Source organism: Citrobacter freundii ATCC 8090 = MTCC 1658 = NBRC 12681 (assembly GCF_011064845.1).
Classification (GTDB): Bacteria; Pseudomonadota; Gammaproteobacteria; order Enterobacterales; family Enterobacteriaceae; genus Citrobacter; species Citrobacter freundii.
In genome coordinates this window covers 1921762-1944227 of sequence record NZ_CP049015.1, presented here as the reverse complement: position 1 = coordinate 1944227, position 22466 = coordinate 1921762, and the positions used below count along the sequence as shown (strand labels likewise).

The window sequence follows — 22466 nt, the reverse complement described above, 5'->3', positions numbered from 1 at the left end:
CTATGCACATCTCAACTCCTCTTTCCGCCCTGCGCAACCTGCTGATAGCGCAGGGGCTGGATGGCATGATTGTTCCGCGCGCCGACGCTCATCAAAGCGAAGATTGTACGCCGCATGACAATAAACTGGCCTGGCTGACCGGATTTAGCGGTTCTGCCGGCCTCGCGTTGGTCCTTCGGGATCGCGCGTTAATGTTTGTCGATGGACGCTATCAGGTCCAGGTACGCAATGAAGTCTCGCTGGATGATTTTGAAATTCATCATTTACACGATGAACCGCTGGCCGACTATTTGCAGTCTCACGTTGCAGCGGGTGCACGTATCGGCTTTGAACCACTGCTGATGGTCAACAGCCAGTTTGAAGCCTTGTCGGCAACTCATTGCGAGCTGGTACCTCTTGAGCAAGATCCTTTTGACCTGGTGTGGCTTGACCGACCGGCAGCCCCCTGCGGCATCATTCGTGAAATGCCCATTGAAATCAGCGGGGAAAGCAGCACGCAAAAGCGTGCCCGCGTCGTGGAACAACTCGCTCAACATGAGACTGACGTACTGGCAATTACCCTGCCGGATAACATTGCCTGGCTGTTGAATGTACGCGGTTCAGATCTGGCTATGGTGCCAGTACCGTTTTCGTTTGCCCTGCTCCATCGCAGCGGTGAGCTGGAATGGTTTGTGGATAGCAACAAAACGCAGCAACTCCCCGTATCACTGCTAAACACGCTCACACTGGCCCCGCAAGAGAGTTTCCTGGTACGTTGCCAGCAACTGGCCAGTGGGAAACGCTTTCTGGTCGATAAAGACTACGCCCCGGTTGCGTTGCGTTTTGCCATTGAAGAACACGGTGGCAACGTCTTATGGGCCCCTGATCCCATCACCTTGATGAAAGCCCACAAAAATGACGTTGAACTGGCGGGCTATCGGGAATGCCATGAACAAGATGGCGCAGCCTGGGTAAACTTCCTTGCCTGGCTGGCCCATGAAGTCCCTTTGCGCGAAGCGGCTGGCAATCCGGTCACCGAACTGGAAGCCCAGGCGAAGCAACTGGAATTTCGCCAGCAGCAGCCGGGATTTATTGAGCAAAGCTTCAGCACGATATCGGCCTCTGCCAGCAATGCGGCGATGTGTCATTACCACTCCAGTGAAAAAACCAATACGCCAATTACCTCGCAGGCCATGTATCTGAATGATTCCGGCGGCCAGTACCACAATGGTACGACGGATACGACACGTACCTTCGCGTTTGGTCCACAGGATCCGCAACGTCGTCTGCATTACACCGCCGTGCTGAAAGGCTTTTTGTCGCTTATATCATTGCAATTTCCCAGCGGCACTCAGGGCCATCAACTGGATGCCTTTAGCCGTCGGGCACTGTGGGAGCTGGGACTGGATTTTGATCATGGAACAGGACACGGCGTAGGCCACCAGTTGCTTATCCATGAACAACCCCATCGCATTGCCAAGAAAGTAAACCCCTGGCCACTGGTCGCAGGCAATATCATCACCATCGAACCGGGTTATTATCTGGCCGGACAATATGGGATCCGCATTGAAAACCAGGTGGAGATTATCAACAGTCGTCCAGGCTTCTGCCGTTTCTCAACGCTGACGCTGGTACCGATTGATTTGAATCTGGTTGAACTTCATCTGCTGAGTGAAGCTGAAAAGCAGTGGATTGATGATTACCACCAGCAGGTCAGAGAGACGTTATCCCCGCGCGTGAACGCAGAGGCACGTCCCTGGCTGTTCGCTGCCACCGCACCAATTCGCGTTCAGGCTAATTAATGCAATAAAAAAGGCAGCCCGCAGGCTGCCTTAGTTCTCCCCAACTTCTTACTGCTTAGCTGTTACGGATGTACTCATCCATTTCAGTTTTCAGGTTATCGGACTTAGTCCCGAAGATAGCCTGAACACCGGAACCAGCTACCACAACGCCTGCCGCACCCAGTTTCTTCAGGCCAGCCTGATCCACTTTAGCAACGTCAGCCACGCTGACACGCAGACGAGTGATGCACGCATCGAGGTTAGTGATGTTTTCTTTACCGCCGAATGCAGCAACCAGAGCCGGAGCCATTTCACCGGTCGCACCTGCTTTGCTGTCTTCAGTAGCATCTTCACGACCCGGAGTTTTCAGGTCCAGCGCTTTAATCAGCACACGGAAGATGGTGTAGTAAACGATCGCATAACCGATACCAACAATCGGGAACAGCCACAGCTTGCTGCTGTTACCGGACAGAACGATAAAGTCGATCAGACCGTGGGAGAACGACGTACCGTCACGCATACCCAGCAGGATACAGATCGGGAATGCCAGACCAGCCAGAATCGCGTGGATGATGTACAGGATCGGCGCCACGAACATGAAGGAGAACTCGATCGGCTCGGTAATACCGGTCAGGAACGAGGTCAGCGCAGCGGAGATCATGATACCGCCCACTTTCGCGCGGTTTTCTGGTTTAGCAGAGTGCCAGATAGCGATAGCAGCAGCCGGCAGACCGTACATTTTGAACAGGAAGCCACCGGACAGTTTGCCCGCAGTCGGGTCACCCGCCATATAGCGAGGGATGTCGCCGTGGAACACCTGACCTGCAGCGTTGGTGTATTCACCGATCTGCATCTGGAATGGAACGTTCCAGATATGGTGCAGACCAAACGGCACCAGGCAGCGTTCAATGAAGCCATAGATACCGAACGCCACGACCGGGTTCTGGTATGCAGCCCACTGGGAGAACGTCTGAATAGCAGTACCGATTGGCGGCCAAATGAAGGACAGAACCACACCTGTGAAGATAGCAGCCAGACCAGAAATGATAGGAACGAAGCGCTTACCCGCAAAGAAGCCAAGATACTCAGGCAATTTAATACGGTAGAAGCGGTTGAACATATACGCTGCAATCGCACCGGAGATAATCCCCCCGAGAACACCCGTATCAGCAAGGTGTTTAGCTGCGATCTCTTCAGCAGGTAAATGCAGAACCAGCGGCGCAACTACAGCCATGGTCTTAACCATGATGCCGTAAGCAACAACGGATGCCAGTGCAGATACACCGTCATTATTAGTGAAGCCTAACGCAACACCGATAGCAAAAATCAGCGGCATGTTCGCAAAAACAGAACCGCCCGCTTCTGCCATTACGTGCGATACAACGGCTGGCAGCCAGCTGAAGTTAGCGGAACCGACGCCCAGCAGGATACCTGCAATTGGGAGTACGGATACCGGCAGCATCAGCGATTTACCGACCTTTTGCAGGTTAGCAAATGCATTCTTAAACATAATTAGGAGTGCTCCTGAGTATTTGTGCTTTTCTACGTTCTCACGCATTAGCGAGGGGGGAGAACCTCGCCGTGTACAGGGCATCTAAGTACCCTTTATTTATTACACAGAGTAAAATAATTCAGTTTGTTTTTGTTTGACGGCTATCACAGTTCAGTCGTGAATGGCCGCAAAATCCGCACATTCCGATAAAATACGTTTCTGAATGTGTCAAGCTGGTTATTCACCGCCCATTTTGTGGCGGTGAACTTTACTCGCATTAGTGATTAATTACGAGCTTTAAAAAAAGTCAGTTAACGAACAGATTGCAGGCGAGAAGCGTCGATGTGAAACAGGCGGGCAAAGTTATCAGTGGTTGCCTGCGCCAGTTCTTCAACGGCAACACCTTTCACTACGGCCATGTACTCTGCAACGTCACGAGTCATGGCGGGCTGGTTCTCTTTTCCACGATGCGGTACAGGCGCAAGGTAAGGAGAATCCGTCTCGACCAATAACCGGTCCAGAGGAACATAGCGGGCAGCATCACGGAGCTGCTCTGCATTTCGGAACGTGACGATGCCGGAAAACGAGATATAGAATCCAAGGTCCAGTAATTTGCCCGCCGTTTCTCTGTCCTCTGTAAAACAGTGTAGTACGCCGCCACAATCCGTCACTTTTTCTTCGCGCAGAATAGACAGCGTGTCGGCTCGCGCATCGCGGGTATGCACGATAACTGGCTTCTGTAACTCACGGCCAATCTGAATATGGTGGATAAAAGATTCCTGCTGGCGCACCTTTGTTTCCGGCGTGTAAAAATAGTCCAGCCCGGTTTCTCCCATCGCCACAACCCCCTCTTCGGCGGCAAAACGACGCAGCTCCTCAACATCATAGGTTTCATCCTGATTTAACGGATGCACGCCGCAGGAAAAAACCACATTGTCGCGCTCACCAACCAGTTCACGCATACTGCGGTATCCTGGCAAGGTGGTTGCAACGGCAAGACAGAATTTCACATCGCGTGCGGCCGCTTTCGCCAGCACGTCGTCCACGTCCTTATGCAGAGATTGATAATCCAGGCCATCAAGATGGCAGTGTGAGTCGACTAAAAACATAATGTCTCTCTCAAAGATGGGGAACAGGCAGTACGGTGCCTGGTTGCAGGTAATGCTCAATACGAAGAATAAGATCGGTTAATACCAGCTCGCGGTTTACGCCCGTCACGTTCAGCAACTGCTGACGGCAATGGCAAACGTCACCGAGTATCGCCTGTATCTGGGCAACGGATAACCGTTCTGCGATGGAAGATATCAGGTCCAGGGCATCAGGATTGGTTAAATGGGCAACCCCATACGGACGTTTCAACGCATCCGTAAACAACGTTGCCAGCCAGTGTAAACGGGCGGCAGCCTGATCGTGGTTTAACGCCGCGAGCAAGATATACCAATCACCGGCATTTAATGTATTTACCAGTGCCGCACAAAAATCTGTACGGTGCGCCCAGCTTTCAGCCTGTAACAGCGTGAGTGCCGCGCCTGGCGAACCGGCACTTAGACGTAACGCGCTAAGCAGCGCTTCTGACGACGCAGTCACTTCACGAGCAAGCCAAGAGATAGCATACGACTCCGGAGGTGGCGCAAGATGATGTAACCGACAACGGCTGCGTAATGTCGCCAGCAAACGAGCTGGCTCTGTGCTGGCGAGGAAAAACCAGGTCTGTGCCGGGGGTTCTTCCAGCGTTTTCAACAGGGCATTGGCGGCAGCATCGGTTAACTGGGCGGCATCAGGGATCCATACAACCTTCGCACCACCGAGACGCGAATGCTCGTACAGCTTTTCACTGACTTCGCGTACAGCATCAACCCCCAGCGTGCTTTTGCCTTTTTCTGGCAGCAGCGAATAGTAGTCAGGGTGCGTCCCCGCCTGCATCAGCTGACAGCCACGGCACTGTCCGCAGCTTTTATGTCCTTCCGGCTGCTGGCACATTAAATAGCGGCTGAGGGCGTAAATAAGCGCCTCGTCGCCCATTCCGGGTAACGCCTGAATCAGTAACGCATGGTGACCACGACCCGCCTGGTAGCTGGCCACCAGTTTTTCAAAATCCGGTCGTAACCATGGGTACCATTTCATGCGCCCTGCTCCTTCACCCACTGGGTGATGGTATTGCGAATATCAGCCATCACAGCCTCCAGCGGCTGCGTAGCGTCTATAGTGCGAATGCTGGCGTCTTTGGCAGCCAGCTCAAGATAGCGCGCGCGGGTACGATTAAAGAAATCGAAAGATTCCTGCTCAATACGATCCAGCTCGCCGCGTGCACGGGCACGCTTCAACCCGACTTCTGGCGTCACATCCAGATAGATAGTCAGATCCGGGCGAAAATCGCCGAGCACTGCATCGCGCAGGGTTGCCAGCATGTTTTGATCGATACCACGTCCACCACCCTGATACGCCTGGGTAGACAGATCGTGACGATCACCAATTACCCACGCGCCTTTCGCCAGCGCAGGTTTAATAACGGTTTCGACCAGTTGTACGCGCGCGGCGTAAAACATCAGAACTTCGGCTTTGTCGGTGATAACCTCGTCACCCACCGACTTAATGTCCAGCACCAGGCTTCTTAGTTTCTCAGCCAGTTGCGTGCCGCCAGGTTCGCGGGTGAAAACCATGTCACGAATACCGAGTTGCTCAAGTGTCTCTACCACTACGTTACGCGCGGTGGTTTTTCCGGCGCCTTCCAGGCCCTCGATGACGATATAGTTACTGCCCATTTTTTTCCTTAAGCACTTTCAGGTAATCCTGCACGGACCGGTTGTGGCTGGCAAGATTGGTGTTAAACGTGTGGCCACCTTTACCGTCAGCCACAAAATAAAGATACGGCGTTTTTGCCGGATGTGCCGCGGCCTGCAACGATGCCTCTCCCGGCATGGCAATCGGGCCAGGTGGCAGTCCTGTAATGGTATAGGTGTTATAAGCGGTCGGGGTGTCTAAATCCACGCGCGACAATTTGCCATTATACCGTGACCCCATACCGTAAATCACCGTCGGATCGGTTTGTAAACGCATACCGATACGTAAACGGTTAATAAACACCGAAGCCACCTGGTCACGCTCGCTGGCAACCGCAGTCTCTTTTTCAATAATAGAAGCCATGGTTACCAGCTGATTTTTGTCCTGATAAGGCAGGCCGTCAGCGCGCCCTTCCCAGACAGTATCCACCGCTTTAACCATTTTCTGATGCGCGCGTTTTAGCAACGCTACGTCAGTCGTATTGGCGGTATACATCCAGGTATCTGGCCAGAACCAACCTTCCACCCATTGCGGGTTTTCCAGTTTCAGCGCCTGGGCCACGGTCTCATAGCTATCGTCGCTTAACGTATGTTTGATATACGGGGCATCGCGCAGCTGTTTCAGGTAATCGCTTAGGCGCATCCCTTCAACCAGACGTAACGGGAACTGCGCCTCTTTTCCGCTTTCCAGCAGTTGCAGCATATCCCGAACCGTCATGTCGGGTGTAAAACGGTAGGTTCCGGCCTTAAAATGCGACAGTTCGGGTTCCACACGCAGCAGCCATTGGAACACGCGCGGACGGTTAATAACCTTGTCCGCATACAGCTGTTCGCCAAGGGCCAGGCGGCCCGTCCCCGCTTTCAGCGTAAAAATCGTCTCTTCTTTAATCAATAATTTACTGTCCGCCAGATGGCGAACTTTCCACATTCCCACTCCCGCGGCAATGCCCACCACAACCAGCAATAACAGGACAACGAGTAACAGTTTTTTCATGACTAATTCGGGTGCTCACAAAGTGGGGCTAAAAAATCGAATAACAAACGTGAAGACAGCAATGTGTCGCCACAGGCACGCACGGGAATAATGGGCATTAACGCGTTACAGACGACGATTTCATCAGCCTGCATAACCTCCTCCAACCCGGCATACACTTCGACAATACTGAATGGCGATTGTGCCAGCATCCGGATACAGAATTGTCGCATAATGCCGTTTACTCCGGCCTGATCCAGGCGGGGCGTGTAAACCACATCACCTTTACGCCAGAACAAATTAGCCGCACAGCATTCCGTAACCCATCCCTCGCTGTCAAGAACCAGTGCTTCATCTGCGTCCGTCTGTTCAAGATGAGAGCGAATCAACACCTGCTCCAGTCGATTCAGATGTTTAAGCCCGGCAAGCAGTGGATTACGTCCCAGACGTACTGGGCTTAGCGCCAGCATAATGCCATCTTGCCGCCAACGATCGTAATGAACGGGCCAGGCTGAAACGGAGAGGATGCGTGTGGCGCTGTGACAATTTTTGCCACTGTAGCCCCGGCCTCCACTGCCACGGCTGATAATCACTTTCAACACCCCGCGTACGTGCCCTTTCGCCAGCATTTTCATTTCATTTTGCAGCTCGGACCAATTTTCAAAAGAGATCAGCAGTTTTTGGCAAGCGTCTTGTAAACGCTCAAGATGCGCTGCAAAGAGAGGGATTTCGCCGTCGATAATACAGGCAGTGGTAAAACAGCCATCACCAAATTGGGTCGCTCGATCGCTTGCTGCCAGCATATTCTGCTCGCAGCCATTAATTAAGAACATGGTGGCTCCTTATTTCTGGTCCGCTAGTTTGGCAGGATGAGTAACACAGGACAAGGGCGGAAAACCGAATAAAAAAAGGCCCGACAAGCGGACCTTTTCAATTTGCTATCGATGCTAGCGCATCACCTAACGGGCTTAAATCTTTTTAAAGATCAAAGAGCCGTTGGTACCACCGAAGCCAAAGGAGTTACACAGCGCATACTCCAGACCACTAACCTGACGCGCTTCGTGAGGTACGAAGTCCAGATCACAACCTTCATCCGGGTTATCCAGGTTGATGGTTGGCGGAATAGCCTGATCGCGCAGCGCCAGGATAGAGAAAATAGACTCTACCGCGCCCGCCGCACCCAACAGGTGTCCGGTCATAGATTTGGTGGAGCTTACCATTACACGGCTTGCCGCATCACCAAAGACAGATTTCACTGCCTGGGTTTCTGCTTTATCGCCTGCAGGCGTAGACGTACCATGCGCGTTGACATAGCCAATCTGACCCGCTTCGATAGCCGCATCACGCAGCGCGTTGACCATTGCCAGCGCAGCGCCTGCACCGTTTTCCGGTGGTGACGTCATGTGGTAAGCATCACTGCTCATACCGAAGCCAACGACTTCAGCATAGATTTTTGCACCGCGCGCTTTCGCATGTTCGTACTCTTCCAGTACAACCATGCCTGCGCCGTCGCCCAGCACAAAGCCATCACGTTCTTTGTCCCACGGACGGCTTGCCGCTTGCGGGTTATCATTACGCGTAGACAGCGCACGTGCCGCGCCAAAACCACCAACGCCCAGCGGCGTACTGGCTTTTTCTGCACCACCCGCAACCATCGCGTCCGCATCGCCGTATGCAATGATACGTGCAGCATGACCGATGTTATGCACGCCTGAAGTACAGGCGGTCGCGATGGAGATGCTTGGCCCTTGCAGGCCGTACATGATGGTCAGGTGACCTGCCACCATGTTAACAATCGTCGACGGAACAAAGAACGGGCTGATCTTACGCGGTCCACCATTTACCAGAGAGGTATGGTTTTCTTCGATAAGACCGAGACCGCCAATACCAGAGCCGATAGCGGCGCCAATACGGTGGGCGTTCTCTTCCGTTATTTCGAGGCCAGAATCCTGCATGGCCTGAACGCCAGCGACAATTCCATATTGAATGAAAGCATCCATCTTGCGCTGTTCTTTGCGCGAGATAATGTCTTCACAGTTAAAATCCTTTACTAAGCCAGCAAATTTCGTTGCATAGGCGCTAGTATCGAAATGGTCGATCAGGCTGATGCCACTCTGACCGGCAAGGAGAGCTTTCCAGGTAGACTCTACGGTATTGCCGACAGGAGACAACATGCCCAGTCCGGTCACAACTACACGACGCTTAGACACGGTTGTCCTCCAGGGAGGGAAAATAATTCAAGTGGGATAAAAAGATAAAACTCAGGCGGTCGAATGACCGCCTGGAGATGTTCACTTACGCCTGGTGGCCGTTGATGTAATCAATGGCAGCCTGAACGGTAGTGATTTTCTCAGCTTCTTCGTCCGGAATCTCAGTATCAAACTCTTCTTCCAGAGCCATTACCAGCTCAACGGTGTCAAGAGAATCTGCGCCCAGGTCTTCAACGAAGGAAGCATTGTTGGTTACTTCTTCCTGCTTAACGCCCAGCTGTTCGCCGATAATTTTCTTAACGCGTTCTTCGATAGTGCTCATACTCTTAAATTTCCTATCAAAACTCGCTTTCGCGATGGTTTTCGTAGTGTATAAAATGTTGAAAAATTTGCAACTAAATCCCGGCAGGTCTTACCACGATTTTGCGCTATTTTGAGGCCATTCACCCTAATAACGCAAATATTTTTCAATCGTGGTTAAACCATGTACATCCCGCCGTTGACGTGCAAAGTCTCACCTGTGATGTAACTTGCTTCGTCAGAAGCTAAAAATGCAACCGCACTGGCGATTTCCTGAGCGCCGCCAAGGCGACCCGCAGGAACCTGCGCCAGAATACCCGCACGCTGATCATCAGACAGCGCACGCGTCATGTCCGTTTCAATAAAGCCCGGAGCAACAACGTTTACAGTAATGCCACGAGACGCAACTTCGCGCGCCAGTGATTTACTGAAGCCGATCAGACCCGCTTTCGCCGCAGCGTAGTTAGCCTGACCCGCATTTCCCATGGTACCAACCACAGAACCGATAGTGATAATACGCCCATGACGCTTTTTCATCATAGCTCGCATTACCGCTTTTGACAGACGGAAAACAGATGACAGGTTGGTTTCGATGATATCGTTCCACTCGTCATCTTTCATGCGCATTAACAGGTTATCACGAGTAATCCCGGCATTATTGACCAGGATATCGACTTCACCAAATTCTGCGCGAATATTTTCCAGAACAGATTCGATAGATGCAGGATCGGTCACATTCAACATCAGACCTTTACCATTTGCACCTAAATAATCACTAATGGCCTGCGCGCCGCTTTCGCTGGTAGCAGTACCGATAACTTTCGCGCCACGGGCAACGAGTGTCTCAGCAATTGCGCGGCCAATGCCACGGCTTGCACCGGTAACCAGCGCGATTTTTCCTTCAAAACTCATGGTCTTCCTCTTTTATTGCTCTAGCGCCGCAGACAGTGCCGCCGGCTCATTCAGTGCCGAAGCAGTCAGGGTGTCAACAATACGTTTCGTCAAACCGGTCAGAACTTTACCCGGACCGACTTCATACAGGTGCTCTACGCCCTGGGACGCCATAAATTCAACGGTTTTAGTCCACTGAACCGGGCTATACAGCTGACGAACCAACGCATCGCGAATAGCGTCTGCCGTGGTTTCACACTTCACATCGACGTTGTTCACGACCGGAACCGTCGGTGCGTTAAAGGTGATTTTCTGCAGCTCAACGGCCAGTTTCTCAGCAGCAGGCTTCATCAGCGCACAGTGAGACGGCACGCTAACTGGCAGTGGCAGAGCACGTTTCGCACCCGCAGCTTTACAGGCAGCGCCCGCACGTTCAACCGCTTCTTTATGACCCGCGATAACCACCTGACCTGGCGAGTTGAAGTTGACCGGAGAAACAACCTGGCCTTCTGCTGACTCTTCACATGCTTTAGCGATAGACGCATCATCAAGACCGATAATCGCAGACATGCCGCCTGTGCCTTCTGGTACAGCTTCCTGCATGAACTTACCGCGCAGTTCAACCAGACGTACGGCATCAGCAAATGCGATCACGCCTGCGCAGACCAGCGCAGAATATTCGCCCAGGCTGTGACCCGCCATCAGCGCAGGTGTTTTACCGCCCTGCTGCTGCCATACGCGGTAAAGCGCGACAGATGCGGTCAACAGCGCTGGCTGCGTCTGCCAGGTTTTATTCAGTTCTTCGGCCGGACCCTGCTGAGTCAACGCCCACAGATCATAGCCCAGCGCAGCTGATGCTTCAGCAAATGTTTCTTCAACAATCGGGTAGCTTGCTGCGATTTCAGACAACATCCCAACGGTCTGGGAACCCTGCCCCGGAAACACAAATGCAAATTGCGTCATGTTTAAATCCTTATACTAGAAACGAACCAGCGCGGAGCCCCAGGTGAATCCACCCCCGAAGGCTTCAAGCAATATCAACTGCCCAGCTTTAATACGCCCGTCGCGGACGGCTTCGTCCAGCGCGCACGGTACGGAGGCAGCAGAGGTATTACCATGTCTGTCGAGCGTCACGACAACATTATCCATCGACATACCCAGCTTTTTCGCCGTCGCGCTGATAATGCGCAGGTTAGCCTGATGCGGTACCAGCCAGTCCAGCGCAGAACGGTCGAGATTATTGGCTTCCAGCGTTTCATCAACGATGTGCGCAAGCTCGGTCACCGCGACTTTAAATACTTCGTTACCCGCCATCGTCAGATGAATCGGGTTTTCTGGGTTCACGCGATCGGCGTTAGGCAGCGTCAACAGTTCGCCATAGCGACCGTCAGCGTGCAGATGCGTGGAGAGAATGCCTGGCTCTTCTGATGCGCTCAGTACAACCGCGCCCGCCCCATCACCGAAAATGATGATCGTTCCGCGATCGGTTGGATCACAGGTGCGCGCCAGAACATCAGAGCCAACGACCAGAGCATGCTTAACTGCGCCAGATTTAACATACTGGTCGGCAACGCTCAGGGCGTAAGTGAAACCAGCGCAAGCGGCCGCAACGTCAAACGCCGGACAGCCTTTGATCCCCAGCATACTTTGGATCTGGCACGCCGCGCTTGGAAATGCGTGAGTGGATGATGTGGTAGCAACCACAATCAGACCAATTTGTTCTTTGTCGATGCCCGCCATTTCAATCGCACGGTTTGCGGCGGCAAAGCCCATCGTCGCAACTGTTTCATTTGGCTCTGCAATATGGCGTTCACGGATACCTGTACGAGTGACGATCCACTCATCAGATGTCTCAACCATTTTTTCCAAATCGGCGTTAGTACGCACTTGTTCAGGCAGATAGCTGCCAGTACCAATAATCTTCGTATACATGTACGCTCAGTCACTTTTTGGTTATATACCGCCACGAGCAAATCGCTGATACGTTGGCTACATTCACAAACGCACCGTTTATCTGTGTGCTCGTGAGGTTGCGCTTTCGCCACCGTCCAGCAGTTCGAATCCAGCTGGGTATACAGATTCCAGGCGAGCGGCAATTCGCTGAGGAACTTGTCGCTGCACCGCCTGCACTGCCTGTTCAATCGCGACTTCAAATGCTCGCTGATTGGCCGCACCATGACTCTTAATCACCGTGCCGCGCAATCCTAACAGACAGGCGCCATTATACTGGTCGGGGTTGAGGTGACTAAATCGCCTTGTCAGGCTTTTTTGTAACCAACGTTTTAATAACAGAAGCCACCACGACCGTTTTTTGCCCTCACCCTGAGATTTCAGCAGTGAAAGGAACATTCTGACAACACCTTCCATCGTCTTTAATGTGACATTACCTGTAAAACCGTCACAGACCAACACATCGGTTTTGCCAGTCAGTAACTCATTGGCTTCAAGATAGCCGATATAATTAATGGAAGGGATTGTTTTTAGCACAGCTGAAGCATCTCGAATACTGTCGAGACCTTTCGTTTCTTCTTCGCCGATGTTGAGTAACGCTACGCGAGGATTGGCAATGCCAACAACCTCTTCTGCCAGCACGGAACCCATGACGGCAAATTGCACCAACATAGTGCTATCACAATCTACGTTGGCGCCCAAATCCAGCACCACCGTTTTGCCCTTTTGCTGATGCGGTAAAACCGTCACCAACGCCGGACGCTCAATCCCATCAAGGGGTTTGAGCAATAACTTCGCAAGTCCCATAAGTGCGCCCGTATTACCGGCGCTGACACAAGCTTGTGCCTGACCTTCTTTCACGAGCTCCAGGGCAACACGCATTGAGCTTCCACGACTGGCGCGAATAGCTTGCGAGGGCCGGGCATCACTGGCAATAACTGACTGAGCAGGGATAATCTGCAGACGCGAACGTTGTTCGAAGTCAGCTTTGGCAAGTAATGGCGTGATTGTATCGGGATCCCCGACTAAAAGAAGTGTGAGTTGCGAATTAGAATTCAGTGCCTGCAATGCTGCAGGCACTGTCACGGTAGGGCCAAAATCTCCCCCCATGACATCTAACGCCAGGGTTAGACGTGTCAAGGTATCGTCGCTGCCCGGTTAGGTGTTTCCCCAGTTACCCGGGGAAAGCCTCACTAAGCTTCATCACGCGTTCACTCTTTGTCTTTCTCACCAGGGGTGGAAAGCCATTGAGTCATGCGTGATTACTTAGCGATTACCTTACGGCCACGGTAGAAACCGTCGGCAGTGATGTGGTGACGCAGGTGTTGTTCACCAGAAGTTTTGTCTACAGACAGGCTGGTGACTGCGGTCAGAGCGTCATGAGAACGACGCATGCCACGTTTGGAACGGGTTGGTTTATTCTGTTGTACGGCCATGGACCTTACTCCTCAATTACTTACGCTTTAAGCTGGCTAATACGGCAAATGGGTTTGGTTTTTGCGCTTCATCAGGCAATTCGCCAAAGACCATGTCCGCCTCGGACACTTCACAGTGTTCAGAATCATGCACCGGAACTACCGGCAAGGAGAGGATAATCTCATCTTCAACCATTGCAAGCAGATCGATTTCACCGAATTCGTTAACCTCAATCGGCTCATACGCTTCCGGGAGTGCTTCAGCCTGCTCGTCAGAACGGACAGGACTAAAACAATATGTTGTGTGAACATGAAGTGGGAACGGTTTCCCGCAACGCTGACATTCGAGCGTAACCGATACCTTCGCATCACCGGTTATAACGGCGAGACGCTGGTTATCGATAGCGAACGACATGGAGCATTCCACATCACTGTCCACACTGACTACAGAATCGGCGACGCGCTCAACCAGATCAGAAGTATAGATACCTTCATAATCGAGGCGTTTTTGAGCCGTACGAACCGGATCAAGAGTCAGGGGTAATTTTACCTTTTGCATAGGGCGCGCATATTAACTTTGTAACGTCATATAGTCAAAGAAAAAGGCAGCCTGTGGTTGCCTTTTGCCAATAATTCGCACACATTGCGGGTCATCGACTTAAAATCGCTCAAGACAAGCCACTACAGCCAGCTTGTAGGTCGAAGTCCATAGTTTAAAATGGCTCTCATCAATACGCTATATGCGAGGGAAAAAATATGCCTCAACTTATTCTTGCTTCCACCTCTCCCTGGCGTCGCGCTTTACTCGAAAAACTGGCAATTCCGTTCGAATGCGCAGCACCAGAGGTTGATGAAACACCATTACCAGGCGAGGCGCCACGTCATCTGGTGTTGCGACTGGCGCAGCAAAAAGCGCAATCACTCGCCCACCGTTATCCCTCGCATCTGATTATTGGCTCCGATCAAATTTGTGTTCTTGATGGTGAAATAACCGGCAAACCATTAACAGAAGAAAATGCGCGCCAGCAATTACTCAAAGCCCGTGGCAATATTGTGACATTTTACACCGGACTGGCGCTGTATAATTCTGCGACCGGACATTTACAAACTGAAGTAGAACCTTTTGACGTCCATTTCCGTCATTTAAGCGAGGCGGAAATTGATGATTATCTGCGCAAAGAGCGTCCGCTCCATTGTGCAGGTAGTTTCAAAAGTGAAGGGTTAGGTATTGCACTCTTTGAACGCCTGGAGGGTCGTGACCCAAATACCTTGGTAGGTTTGCCGCTGATCGCGTTGTGTCAAATGCTGCGGCGGGAAGAAATGAACCCGTTGAACGCCTGATTAATCTGCCTGATGTCGACGCGATGCGTCTTATCAGGCCTACGGTCCATCACACGATTGTAGGCCTGATAAGCAACGCGCATCAGGCTTTGCTGCGTAATACCTCGAGGCAGCGCTTCAACTGTTTATCCATTGGCGCTTCAATACGCATCACTTCCCCCGTACCCGGATGAGTAAACTTCAACGCTGCGGCATGCAGGAAAAGTCGGTTCAACCCCGTATCCGCCAGTTGCTTATCGAACTCACGGTCACCGTAGCGATCGTCAAAAGCAATTGGATGACCGGCATACTGGGTATGCACACGGATCTGGTGCGTACGTCCGGTCACCGGGCTACAGCGCACAAGCGTGGCAAACGCATAGCGCTCTTCCACTTTAAAACGTGTTTCTGACGGTTTGCCTTCCTGATTCACCCGCACGATACGCTCGCCGCTTTGCAGAATGTTCTTTAACAGCGGCGCCTGCACGGTTTTGACATGCGACTGCCATTGGCCTCGAACCAGCGCGAGGTAATCTTTCTGCATGCCTTTTTCACGCAGTTGTTCATGCAATGAACGCAAGGCTGAGCGTTTTTTGGCAACCAGCAGCACACCGGAGGTATCCCGGTCGAGGCGATGCACCAGCTCAAGGAAACGCGCTTCCGGACGCAACGCACGTAATCCTTCAATGACGCCAAAGCTTAACCCGCTTCCGCCATGCACGGCCGTACCTGAAGGTTTGTTCAGCACCAGAATGTGGTCATCTTCATATAAAATGACATCGGTCAGCGCCGCAACCTTCTGCAGGTTTGGCGAAATGGCCTCTTCTTCACGTTCAGCGACACGCACAGGTGGAATACGCACAATATCCCCATCTTCGAGTTTGTACTCGGGTTTAATGCGTTTTTTATTCACCCGCACTTCGCCTTTACGCAAAATGCGATAAATCATACTTTTCGGCACACCCTTAAGCTGGGTGCGCAAAAAGTTGTCGATGCGTTGCCCTGCTTCGTCGGCAGTAATGGCAACTGTTTTTACGGCTGGAGTCTCTGTTTTCATGGGGGCCGATTTTAAATAGCCATCAAGATTCGCGCCACACATTTTTCTATGCTTATATTAACTGCTATACCTTATTACTTAAGTTTGACATAGCCGATTTGGTGGTTATTAAAGCAATCACTACGCGGAAGTGAAAAAACTGTGAGTAACCGGGCGATAAATGGCAAAAGTCATCTTGCTATAACAAGGTTAGCAGTGGAATAATGCGGTTGTTTCCGTGTTGAATCTTGTTAAAACAAGAACTTTTCCGGAATGACCCAATTTTGCCCGACCGATCATCAACGCAGCAATGGCGTAAGACGTATTGATCTTTCAGGCAGTTAGCGGGCTGCGGGTTGCAGTCCTTACCGGTAAGTGCTCTATGGATTTCACATTGTAGGAAGGCGGCAAGTCTGGATACCCCCAGGTTCTTACTCCTGTAAGCGACCAGGGTGAGAAGATAAAGCCAACGCACCGACAGCGTGAAAGACGACAAGCACAATGGAAGCTTCTCTGGAGAGTAACACCCAGACTGTTCCCCTGATAATTGCGCTGTGTTTCCGTATGAAATACAGGCAACCGACACTCTGCGCCTCTTTGAGCTGACGATAACCGTGAGGTTGGCGACGCGAATAGACACGAGGCCATCGGTTCACACCCGGAAAGGCATTACTCTGCCCGCAGCTTAGTCGTCAATGTAAGAATAATGAGTAAGTTACGATGAAAAGAATGTTAATTAACGCGACTCAGCAGGAAGAGTTGCGTGTCGCCCTTGTAGATGGGCAACGTCTGTACGATCTGGATATCGAAAGTCCTGGACACGAACAGAAAAAAGCCAACATCTATAAAGGCAAAATTACCCGTATTGAACCGAGTCTGGAAGCTGCTTTTGTTGATTACGGCGCTGAACGTCACGGTTTCCTCCCGTTAAAAGAAATTGCCCGCGAATACTTTCCCGCTAACTACAACTCCCATGGTCGTCCCAACATTAAAGACGTGTTGCGTGAAGGTCAGGAAGTCATCGTTCAGATCGATAAAGAAGAACGCGGCAACAAAGGCGCTGCGCTGACTACCTTTATCAGCTTGGCGGGTAGTTATCTGGTTCTGATGCCGAACAACCCGCGCGCGGGCGGCATCTCCCGTCGCATTGAAGGCGACGACCGTACCGAATTAAAAGAAGCGCTGGCAAGCCTGGAACTGCCTGATGGCATGGGGCTTATCGTGCGTACCGCAGGTGTAGGCAAATCCGCCGAAGCGCTGCAGTGGGATCTAAGCTTCCGCCTGAAGCACTGGGAAGCGATTCAAAAAGCCGCTGACAGCCGCCCTGCTCCGTTCCTGATCCATCAGGAAAGCAACGTTATCGTGCGTGCCTTCCGCGACTATCTGCGCCAGGACATCGGCGAAATCCTCATCGACAACCCAAAAGTCATGGAGATGGCGCGTCAGCACATCGCCGCGCTGGGTCGTCCGGATTTCAGCAGCAAAATCAAACTGTACACCGGCGAAATCCCGCTGTTCAGCCACTATCAGATCGAGTCTCAGATTGAGTCCGCGTTCCAACGCGAAGTGCGTCTGCCGTCCGGCGGCTCAATCGTTATCGACAGCACTGAAGCACTGACCGCTATCGATATCAACTCCGCACGCGCAACCCGCGGCGGCGACATCGAAGAAACAGCGTTCAACACCAACCTTGAAGCAGCCGATGAAATTGCACGTCAGCTGCGTCTGCGCGATCTCGGCGGTCTGATTGTAATCGACTTCATTGATATGACACCGGTTCGTCACCAGCGCGCGGTTGAAAACCGTCTGCGCGAGGCCGTACGCCAGGACAGAGCGCGTATTCAGATCAGCCATATTTCTCGCTTCGGTCTGCTGGAAATGTCCCGTCAGCGTCTGAGCCCGTCACTGGGTGAATCCAGCCATCACGTGTGCCCGCGCTGCTCCGGCACCGGTACCGTACGTGATAACGAATCACTGTCGCTGTCTATTCTGCGTCTGATCGAAGAAGAAGCACTGAAAGAAAATACGCAGGAAGTACACGCTATTGTTCCTGTGCCGATCGCTTCCTACCTGCTCAACGAAAAGCGTACCGCGGTAAATGCAATCGAGACGCGTCAGAATGGCGTGCGCTGTGTGATCGTGCCAAACGATCAGATGGAAACCCCGCACTATTCTGTGCTGCGCGTACGTAAAGGGGAAGAAACCCCGACCCTGAGCTATCTACTGCCGAAACTGCATGAAGAGGCAATGGCATTGCCGACGGAAGAAGAGTACGTCGAGCGTAAACAGCCTGAGCAACCGGCGCTGGCCACCTTCGCCATGCCAGACGTTCCGCCAGCTCCTGCTCTGCAGGAACCTGCCGCGAAAGCCGCCGCGCCTAAAGCTGCGGCAGCGACCGCAGCCGTTGCCGAACAGCCCGGTTTGATTAGCCGTTTCTTTGGCGCACTGAAGTCCATCTTCGGTGGTAGCGAAGAAGTGAAGCCGGTTGAACAACCTGCGCCGAAAGCTGAAGAGAAAACCGAACGCCAGCAGGATCGTCGTAAACCGCGTCAGAACAATCGTCGCGACCGTAACGATCGTCGTGATAACCGGGATAATCGCGGTGACCGTGACAACCGTAACGAACGTTCAGAAAACGGCGAAAACCGTGAAGATAACCGCCGTAACCGTCGTCAGTCACAGCAGCAAAATGCGGAAGCTCGCGATAACCGCCAGCAAACTACTGACGTTGCAGACAAAGCGAAATCTGGCGATGAGCAGCAGGCTCCGCGTCGCGAACGCAACCGCCGTCGTAACGATGACAAGCGTCAGGCTCAGCAGGAAGTTAAAGAGCTGAACCAGGCTGAACAACCTGTGCAGGATGCCGAGCAGGAAGAGCGCGTACGTCAGCCTCAGACTCGCCGTAAACAGCGTCAATTGACTCAGAAAGTGCGTTTCACTGACAGCCCGGCGGTTGAAACCGAAGTGGCAACTGCCGCAGTAGTTGCTGAAACCTCTGCCGCTCAGCCAACAGAACAGCCTGCACCAGCACAACGCACCGAACTGGCGAAAGTTGATCTGCCAGCCGTCGTTGCGACTGAGCAGGAAGACAACAGCGACGCGCGTGACTCCAATGGTATGCCGCGTCGTTCCCGTCGCTCCCCTCGCCATCTGCGCGTCAGTGGACAGCGTCGTCGTCGTTACCGTGACGAGCGTTATCCGGTTCAGTCACCAATGCCGTTAACGGTCGCCTGTGCATCTCCTGAATTAGCGTCCGGTAAAGTTTGGATCCGCTACCCTGTCGCACGTCCTCAGGATCAGCAGGTTGAAGAACAGCGCGAACAAGAAATGGTCCAGCAACAAGCCGCACCTGTCGCCGTAGAGCCTCAGGTTGCTGCAGCTGCCGTGGAACACATTGTGGATGCCCCTGCGCCAGTTGAAGCCGTGCAGCCAGAGATTGTCGTAGCTGAGCCTCAGGCCGCCGTTGTTGAAACCACACAGGTTGAAACCACGCATCCGGAAGTCATTGCGACCCCGGTCGAGGAACAACCGCAAATTATCGCTGCATCTGATGCGCCCGTTGCAGAAGAAATCGCCGCTGAAGCCGAACCTATGGCTGACGTTGTGACTGCGCCGGTTGTTGAAGAGCCTGCAGAGGTTGTTATTTCCCAGCCAGAAGTGGTTGAAGAGATTGCCGAAGTTGTGGAAACAGCGCCAGTTGCTGAAGAGATTGCTGCGCCGCAGGAAGTTGTTGCAGCGCCAATTGTAGAAGCGACTGTCGTTAAGCCTGAAGTTGTCGCAGCCAGTGTTGATGCTGAACACCTTCACAGCCATGCGACCGCACCGATGACCCGCGCCCCGGCACCGGAATATGTGCCAGAAGCGCCGCGTCATAGCGACTGGCAGCGTCCGGCATTCGCCTTTGAAGGCAAAGGTGCCGCAGGTGGACACAGTGCAACGCATCAAGCGACTGCGCCAGCAACACGTCCTCAGCCTGTCGAGTAAGCCATAATCAATATCAAAGCCGGCCTTCGGGTCGGCTTTTTTATATCTGATCTACGCCTTTCATCCCCGTCAGCTGCGGCATAACATCCTTCATTAAGGCCAGAAACTTGCGTAAGCGAATCGGATAGTAACGCGCCCACGGATAAACCAAATGTACAGGCAACGGCGCCGCATGCCACTCAGGTAGCAACGCAACCAGACGTCCGTTGGCAATATCCTCCGCCACCATCCAACTTGAAACAATAGTCACTCCCAACCCCGCCAGCGCGGCATTCCTTGCGACATAAATACTGTCGGTACTTAATCTGGGTGAAATATTCAACGTGACTGGCTCATTACGCAATTGGTGCAACAACGAAACGCTATGTTGATAAAACGTATTCACGGCAATCCAGGGCAGCGCTGATAACTGCTCAGGATGAGAAAGCTCGCCGTATTGTTCCAGCAGCCCAGGGCTCGCCACCATACTACGGGGAACTTCAGCCAGTAAAACGGCAACCGTGGCCGGATCCACCTCCGCACCAACCCTGATAGCGCAGTCAATATTATCGCTCAGAAAATCAACGGTTTTATCGTTGAGCATCCACTCTACTGCTACATGGGGATAGCGCGAAAGAAACTGCAAAAGCGGCTCAAGCAGTTGTTGTTGCCCGAACGCATGCGGTGCACGGACTCGCAACGTCCCCACCGGTTCATCTTCTGTGACATTAAGTCCATCTTCCAGCGCCAGCCAGGCATCAATAATCTTCTTGGCATGCTGGTAGCCTCTTTCGCCGTCGTCGGTCAATTTCATCGCATGCGTGGTACGCATGATCAGTTTCACACCCAGCAGAGTTTCCAGGGATTGCAACCGTCGGCTTACGGTCGCTTGCGTTGTCCCCATCTGTTTTGCCGCTGCCGAAAGCGATCCTGCTTCGACAATACGTACAAACGTACGCATCAGCTCCACCCTGTCTATACGCTCATTTTTTATCATTTTCAGTTTCATCATACGTCTGACGTATAACTGTTTTACCACTGCGCTCGCTACCACGCCACTCGCTGAAGGATAAAAATAGCCGCACATCCTGTGATTGAGGAATCATCTGTGAACACATTTACCGCACTTTCCCGTTGGGTCACTTTCGTTCTGGCAGTAGGTGCCGGATTCAGTGTCGCTGCTATCTACTATGCTCAACCCCTTCTGCCTTTAATGGGTCAGGATCTGAACTTAAGTATTACCGGCATGGGGTTGGTCCCGACGCTGACCCAGGCGGGATACGCGCTGGGTATTTTGTTTTTATTGCCATTGGGCGATCGTTATGACCGCAGGACATTAATCCTGCTGAAAAGTATCTCTCTTGCTGTGCTGCTTCTGGCATGCAGCTTTACCGGGCAGTTGCATTCACTGTTAATAGTGAGTCTGTTGATGGGCATGGCGGCAACCATGGCACAAGATATTGTGCCTGCGGCGGCAATACTGGCGCCCGAAGGCAAACAGGGAAAAACGGTGGGCACCGTAATGACGGGCCTTCTGCTGGGAATTTTACTCTCACGTACCGTCAGTGGGCTGGTCGGTGAGGCGTTTGGCTGGCGTGAGATGTACCAACTTGCTGCCGTCAGTATTGCCGTAATTACCGCGATTATGTGGAAAGCACTGCCTCGTTTTACGGTCCATTCCACGTTGAGCTATCCATCATTAATGCTCTCGATGGTGCAACTTTGGCAACGATATTCCCCCTTGCGCCGCGCAGCACTGGCACAAGGCTTTCTGTCCATTGCTTTTAGCGCCTTCTGGTCTACGCTGGCGGTGATGTTATCTGAGCATTACCACCTGGGTAGCGCTATAGCGGGTGCTTTTGGTATCGCGGGAGCAGCCGGAGCGCTTGCTGCACCGATGGCGGGCCATCTTGCCGATAAAGTGGGTGCAGCAAAAGTGACGCAATTGGGTGCTTTGCTGGTAACGGTATCTTTCGCACTGATGTTTTTGTTACCCGCCCTTCCCGTTCAGGGGCAGTGGCTGCTTATCGCCCTTTCGGCGGTAGGTTTTGATCTCGGATTGCAATCCAGCCTGGTTGCCCACCAAAACCTGGTCTATAGCCTGGAGCCTCAGGCACGAGGACGATTGAACGCTCTGCTGTTTACGATGGTGTTTATCGGTATGGCGCTGGGTTCCGTTCTCGGGAGTCAGGTCTATGCGCTTGCCAACTGGGAAGGAGTGGTGACGCTGGCAACATTCAGCAGTGCGATCGCGTTGGTCATAAGACTGACGGGGAACCCGTCGCTTAGTAAGCCGTCGGTTGCCTGAAAAAATGCCCGCTCCGGGGTGTTAAAGGAGCGGGCAGTCAAACATACCCAGTTTCAAGATATGTTCAA

Annotated in this window: 20 protein-coding genes; 4 read left to right on the top strand and 16 right to left on the bottom strand. The window is 52.5% G+C overall.

Annotated features, from left to right (window positions below; genetic code table 11):
* Positions 1 to 2 precede the first annotated feature (2 nt).
* Positions 3 to 1781 (top strand): aminopeptidase P family protein, encoded by a 1779-nt coding sequence (locus tag G4551_RS09270; RefSeq protein WP_003836723.1) that lies wholly within the window; start codon positions 3 to 5, stop codon positions 1779 to 1781.
* 55 nt (positions 1782 to 1836) lie between these two features.
* On the opposite strand, the gene ptsG is transcribed toward G4551_RS09270, so the two are convergent.
* From ptsG to yceD, 14 genes are all read right to left on the bottom strand, one after another.
* Complete coding sequence (ptsG, locus tag G4551_RS09265) at positions 1837 to 3270, bottom strand: PTS glucose transporter subunit IIBC (RefSeq protein ID WP_003836725.1); 1434 nt, start codon at positions 3268 to 3270, stop codon at positions 1837 to 1839.
* 293 nt (positions 3271 to 3563) lie between these two features.
* A complete protein-coding gene (locus G4551_RS09260) occupies positions 3564 to 4361 on the bottom strand; it encodes a metal-dependent hydrolase (RefSeq protein ID WP_003036276.1) in 798 nt (265 codons plus the stop codon).
* Positions 4362 to 4371: 10 nt separating this feature from the next.
* Entirely contained in the window at positions 4372 to 5376 is a 1005-nt protein-coding gene (gene holB, locus G4551_RS09255; protein ID WP_003836727.1) for a DNA polymerase III subunit delta', read from the bottom strand.
* Positions 5373 to 6014 carry a dTMP kinase gene (gene tmk / locus G4551_RS09250; protein ID WP_003036268.1) on the bottom strand — a complete coding sequence of 214 codons (642 nt, stop codon included), beginning with the start codon at positions 6012 to 6014 and terminating at the stop codon, positions 5373 to 5375. The genes holB and tmk overlap by 4 nt, the downstream gene beginning before the upstream one ends.
* On the bottom strand, positions 6004 to 7026 hold the full coding sequence (gene yceG / locus G4551_RS09245; RefSeq protein ID WP_003836729.1) for a cell division protein YceG: 1023 nt from the start codon (positions 7024 to 7026) through the stop codon (positions 6004 to 6006). The genes tmk and yceG overlap by 11 nt, the downstream gene beginning before the upstream one ends.
* A 2-nt stretch (positions 7027 to 7028) precedes the next feature.
* The gene (pabC, locus tag G4551_RS09240) at positions 7029 to 7838 is read right to left on the bottom strand and encodes an aminodeoxychorismate lyase (RefSeq protein ID WP_003036263.1); all 810 of its coding nucleotides are present in this window, start codon (positions 7836 to 7838) and stop codon (positions 7029 to 7031) included.
* 135 nt (positions 7839 to 7973) lie between these two features.
* Positions 7974 to 9215, bottom strand: coding sequence for a beta-ketoacyl-ACP synthase II (gene fabF, locus G4551_RS09235; RefSeq protein WP_003036260.1), 1242 nt, complete (start codon positions 9213 to 9215; stop codon positions 7974 to 7976).
* A gap of 85 nt (positions 9216 to 9300) precedes the next feature.
* Positions 9301 to 9537 (bottom strand): acyl carrier protein, encoded by a 237-nt coding sequence (acpP, locus tag G4551_RS09230; RefSeq protein ID WP_000103754.1) that lies wholly within the window; start codon positions 9535 to 9537, stop codon positions 9301 to 9303.
* Positions 9538 to 9692: 155 nt separating this feature from the next.
* Positions 9693 to 10427: a 3-oxoacyl-ACP reductase FabG gene (gene fabG / locus G4551_RS09225; RefSeq protein ID WP_003036255.1), complete on the bottom strand. Its 735-nt coding sequence runs from the start codon at positions 10425 to 10427 to the stop codon at positions 9693 to 9695.
* Positions 10428 to 10439: 12 nt separating this feature from the next.
* A complete protein-coding gene (gene fabD / locus G4551_RS09220; protein ID WP_003836734.1) occupies positions 10440 to 11369 on the bottom strand; it encodes an ACP S-malonyltransferase in 930 nt (309 codons plus the stop codon).
* Between the two features lie 15 nt (positions 11370 to 11384).
* A complete protein-coding gene (fabH, locus tag G4551_RS09215) occupies positions 11385 to 12338 on the bottom strand; it encodes a beta-ketoacyl-ACP synthase III (protein WP_003836736.1) in 954 nt (317 codons plus the stop codon).
* Between the two features lie 78 nt (positions 12339 to 12416).
* Positions 12417 to 13496, bottom strand: a complete 1080-nt coding sequence (plsX, locus tag G4551_RS09210; RefSeq protein ID WP_003836738.1) for a phosphate acyltransferase PlsX — start codon at positions 13494 to 13496, stop codon at positions 12417 to 12419.
* Between the two features lie 122 nt (positions 13497 to 13618).
* Complete coding sequence (gene rpmF, locus G4551_RS09205; RefSeq protein WP_003036242.1) at positions 13619 to 13792, bottom strand: 50S ribosomal protein L32; 174 nt, start codon at positions 13790 to 13792, stop codon at positions 13619 to 13621.
* Between the two features lie 16 nt (positions 13793 to 13808).
* A complete protein-coding gene (gene yceD / locus G4551_RS09200; RefSeq protein WP_003036239.1) occupies positions 13809 to 14330 on the bottom strand; it encodes a 23S rRNA accumulation protein YceD in 522 nt (173 codons plus the stop codon).
* Between the two features lie 197 nt (positions 14331 to 14527).
* Here yceD and G4551_RS09195 point away from each other — a divergent pair, with 197 nt between their 5' ends.
* Entirely contained in the window at positions 14528 to 15112 is a 585-nt protein-coding gene (locus G4551_RS09195; protein ID WP_003836743.1) for a Maf family protein, read from the top strand.
* 82 nt (positions 15113 to 15194) lie between these two features.
* Here G4551_RS09195 and rluC read toward each other — a convergent pair whose 3' ends face one another.
* Positions 15195 to 16148: a 23S rRNA pseudouridine(955/2504/2580) synthase RluC gene (rluC, locus tag G4551_RS09190; protein WP_003036228.1), complete on the bottom strand. Its 954-nt coding sequence runs from the start codon at positions 16146 to 16148 to the stop codon at positions 15195 to 15197.
* Positions 16149 to 16847: 699 nt separating this feature from the next.
* On the opposite strand from rluC, the gene rne reads away from it, so the two are divergent.
* A complete protein-coding gene (gene rne / locus G4551_RS09185; protein WP_003836745.1) occupies positions 16848 to 20111 on the top strand; it encodes a ribonuclease E in 3264 nt (1087 codons plus the stop codon).
* 40 nt (positions 20112 to 20151) lie between these two features.
* On the opposite strand, the gene G4551_RS09180 is transcribed toward rne, so the two are convergent.
* A complete protein-coding gene (locus G4551_RS09180; protein WP_003836746.1) occupies positions 20152 to 21177 on the bottom strand; it encodes a LysR family transcriptional regulator in 1026 nt (341 codons plus the stop codon).
* A 21-nt stretch (positions 21178 to 21198) separates the two neighbouring features.
* On the opposite strand from G4551_RS09180, the gene G4551_RS09175 reads away from it, so the two are divergent.
* Complete coding sequence (locus G4551_RS09175) at positions 21199 to 22398, top strand: MFS transporter (protein WP_003836749.1); 1200 nt, start codon at positions 21199 to 21201, stop codon at positions 22396 to 22398.
* Positions 22399 to 22466: the final 68 nt, after the last annotated feature.

Bases quoted from the DNA above. Each gene is read 5' to 3' on its own strand.
- G4551_RS09270 (WP_003836723.1), top strand. From the start codon at position 3: ATGCACATCTCAACTCCTCTTTCCGCCCTGCGCAACCTGCTGATAGCG.
- rluC (WP_003036228.1), bottom strand. From the start codon at position 16,148: ATGAAAACAGAGACTCCAGCCGTAAAAACAGTTGCCATTACTGCCGAC.
- G4551_RS09195 (WP_003836743.1), top strand. From the start codon at position 14,528: ATGCCTCAACTTATTCTTGCTTCCACCTCTCCCTGGCGTCGCGCTTTA.
- ptsG (WP_003836725.1), bottom strand. From the start codon at position 3,270: ATGTTTAAGAATGCATTTGCTAACCTGCAAAAGGTCGGTAAATCGCTG.
- G4551_RS09180 (WP_003836746.1), bottom strand. From the start codon at position 21,177: ATGTGCGGCTATTTTTATCCTTCAGCGAGTGGCGTGGTAGCGAGCGCA.
- tmk (WP_003036268.1), bottom strand. From the start codon at position 6,014: ATGGGCAGTAACTATATCGTCATCGAGGGCCTGGAAGGCGCCGGAAAA.
- yceG (WP_003836729.1), bottom strand. From the start codon at position 7,026: ATGAAAAAACTGTTACTCGTTGTCCTGTTATTGCTGGTTGTGGTGGGC.
- rne (WP_003836745.1), top strand. From the start codon at position 16,848: ATGAAAAGAATGTTAATTAACGCGACTCAGCAGGAAGAGTTGCGTGTC.
- fabG (WP_003036255.1), bottom strand. From the start codon at position 10,427: ATGAGTTTTGAAGGAAAAATCGCGCTGGTTACCGGTGCAAGCCGTGGC.
- acpP (WP_000103754.1), bottom strand. From the start codon at position 9,537: ATGAGCACTATCGAAGAACGCGTTAAGAAAATTATCGGCGAACAGCTG.
- fabH (WP_003836736.1), bottom strand. From the start codon at position 12,338: ATGTATACGAAGATTATTGGTACTGGCAGCTATCTGCCTGAACAAGTG.
- yceD (WP_003036239.1), bottom strand. From the start codon at position 14,330: ATGCAAAAGGTAAAATTACCCCTGACTCTTGATCCGGTTCGTACGGCT.
- rpmF (WP_003036242.1), bottom strand. From the start codon at position 13,792: ATGGCCGTACAACAGAATAAACCAACCCGTTCCAAACGTGGCATGCGT.
- pabC (WP_003036263.1), bottom strand. From the start codon at position 7,838: ATGTTCTTAATTAATGGCTGCGAGCAGAATATGCTGGCAGCAAGCGAT.
- fabD (WP_003836734.1), bottom strand. From the start codon at position 11,369: ATGACGCAATTTGCATTTGTGTTTCCGGGGCAGGGTTCCCAGACCGTT.
- holB (WP_003836727.1), bottom strand. From the start codon at position 5,376: ATGAAATGGTACCCATGGTTACGACCGGATTTTGAAAAACTGGTGGCC.
- G4551_RS09260 (WP_003036276.1), bottom strand. From the start codon at position 4,361: ATGTTTTTAGTCGACTCACACTGCCATCTTGATGGCCTGGATTATCAA.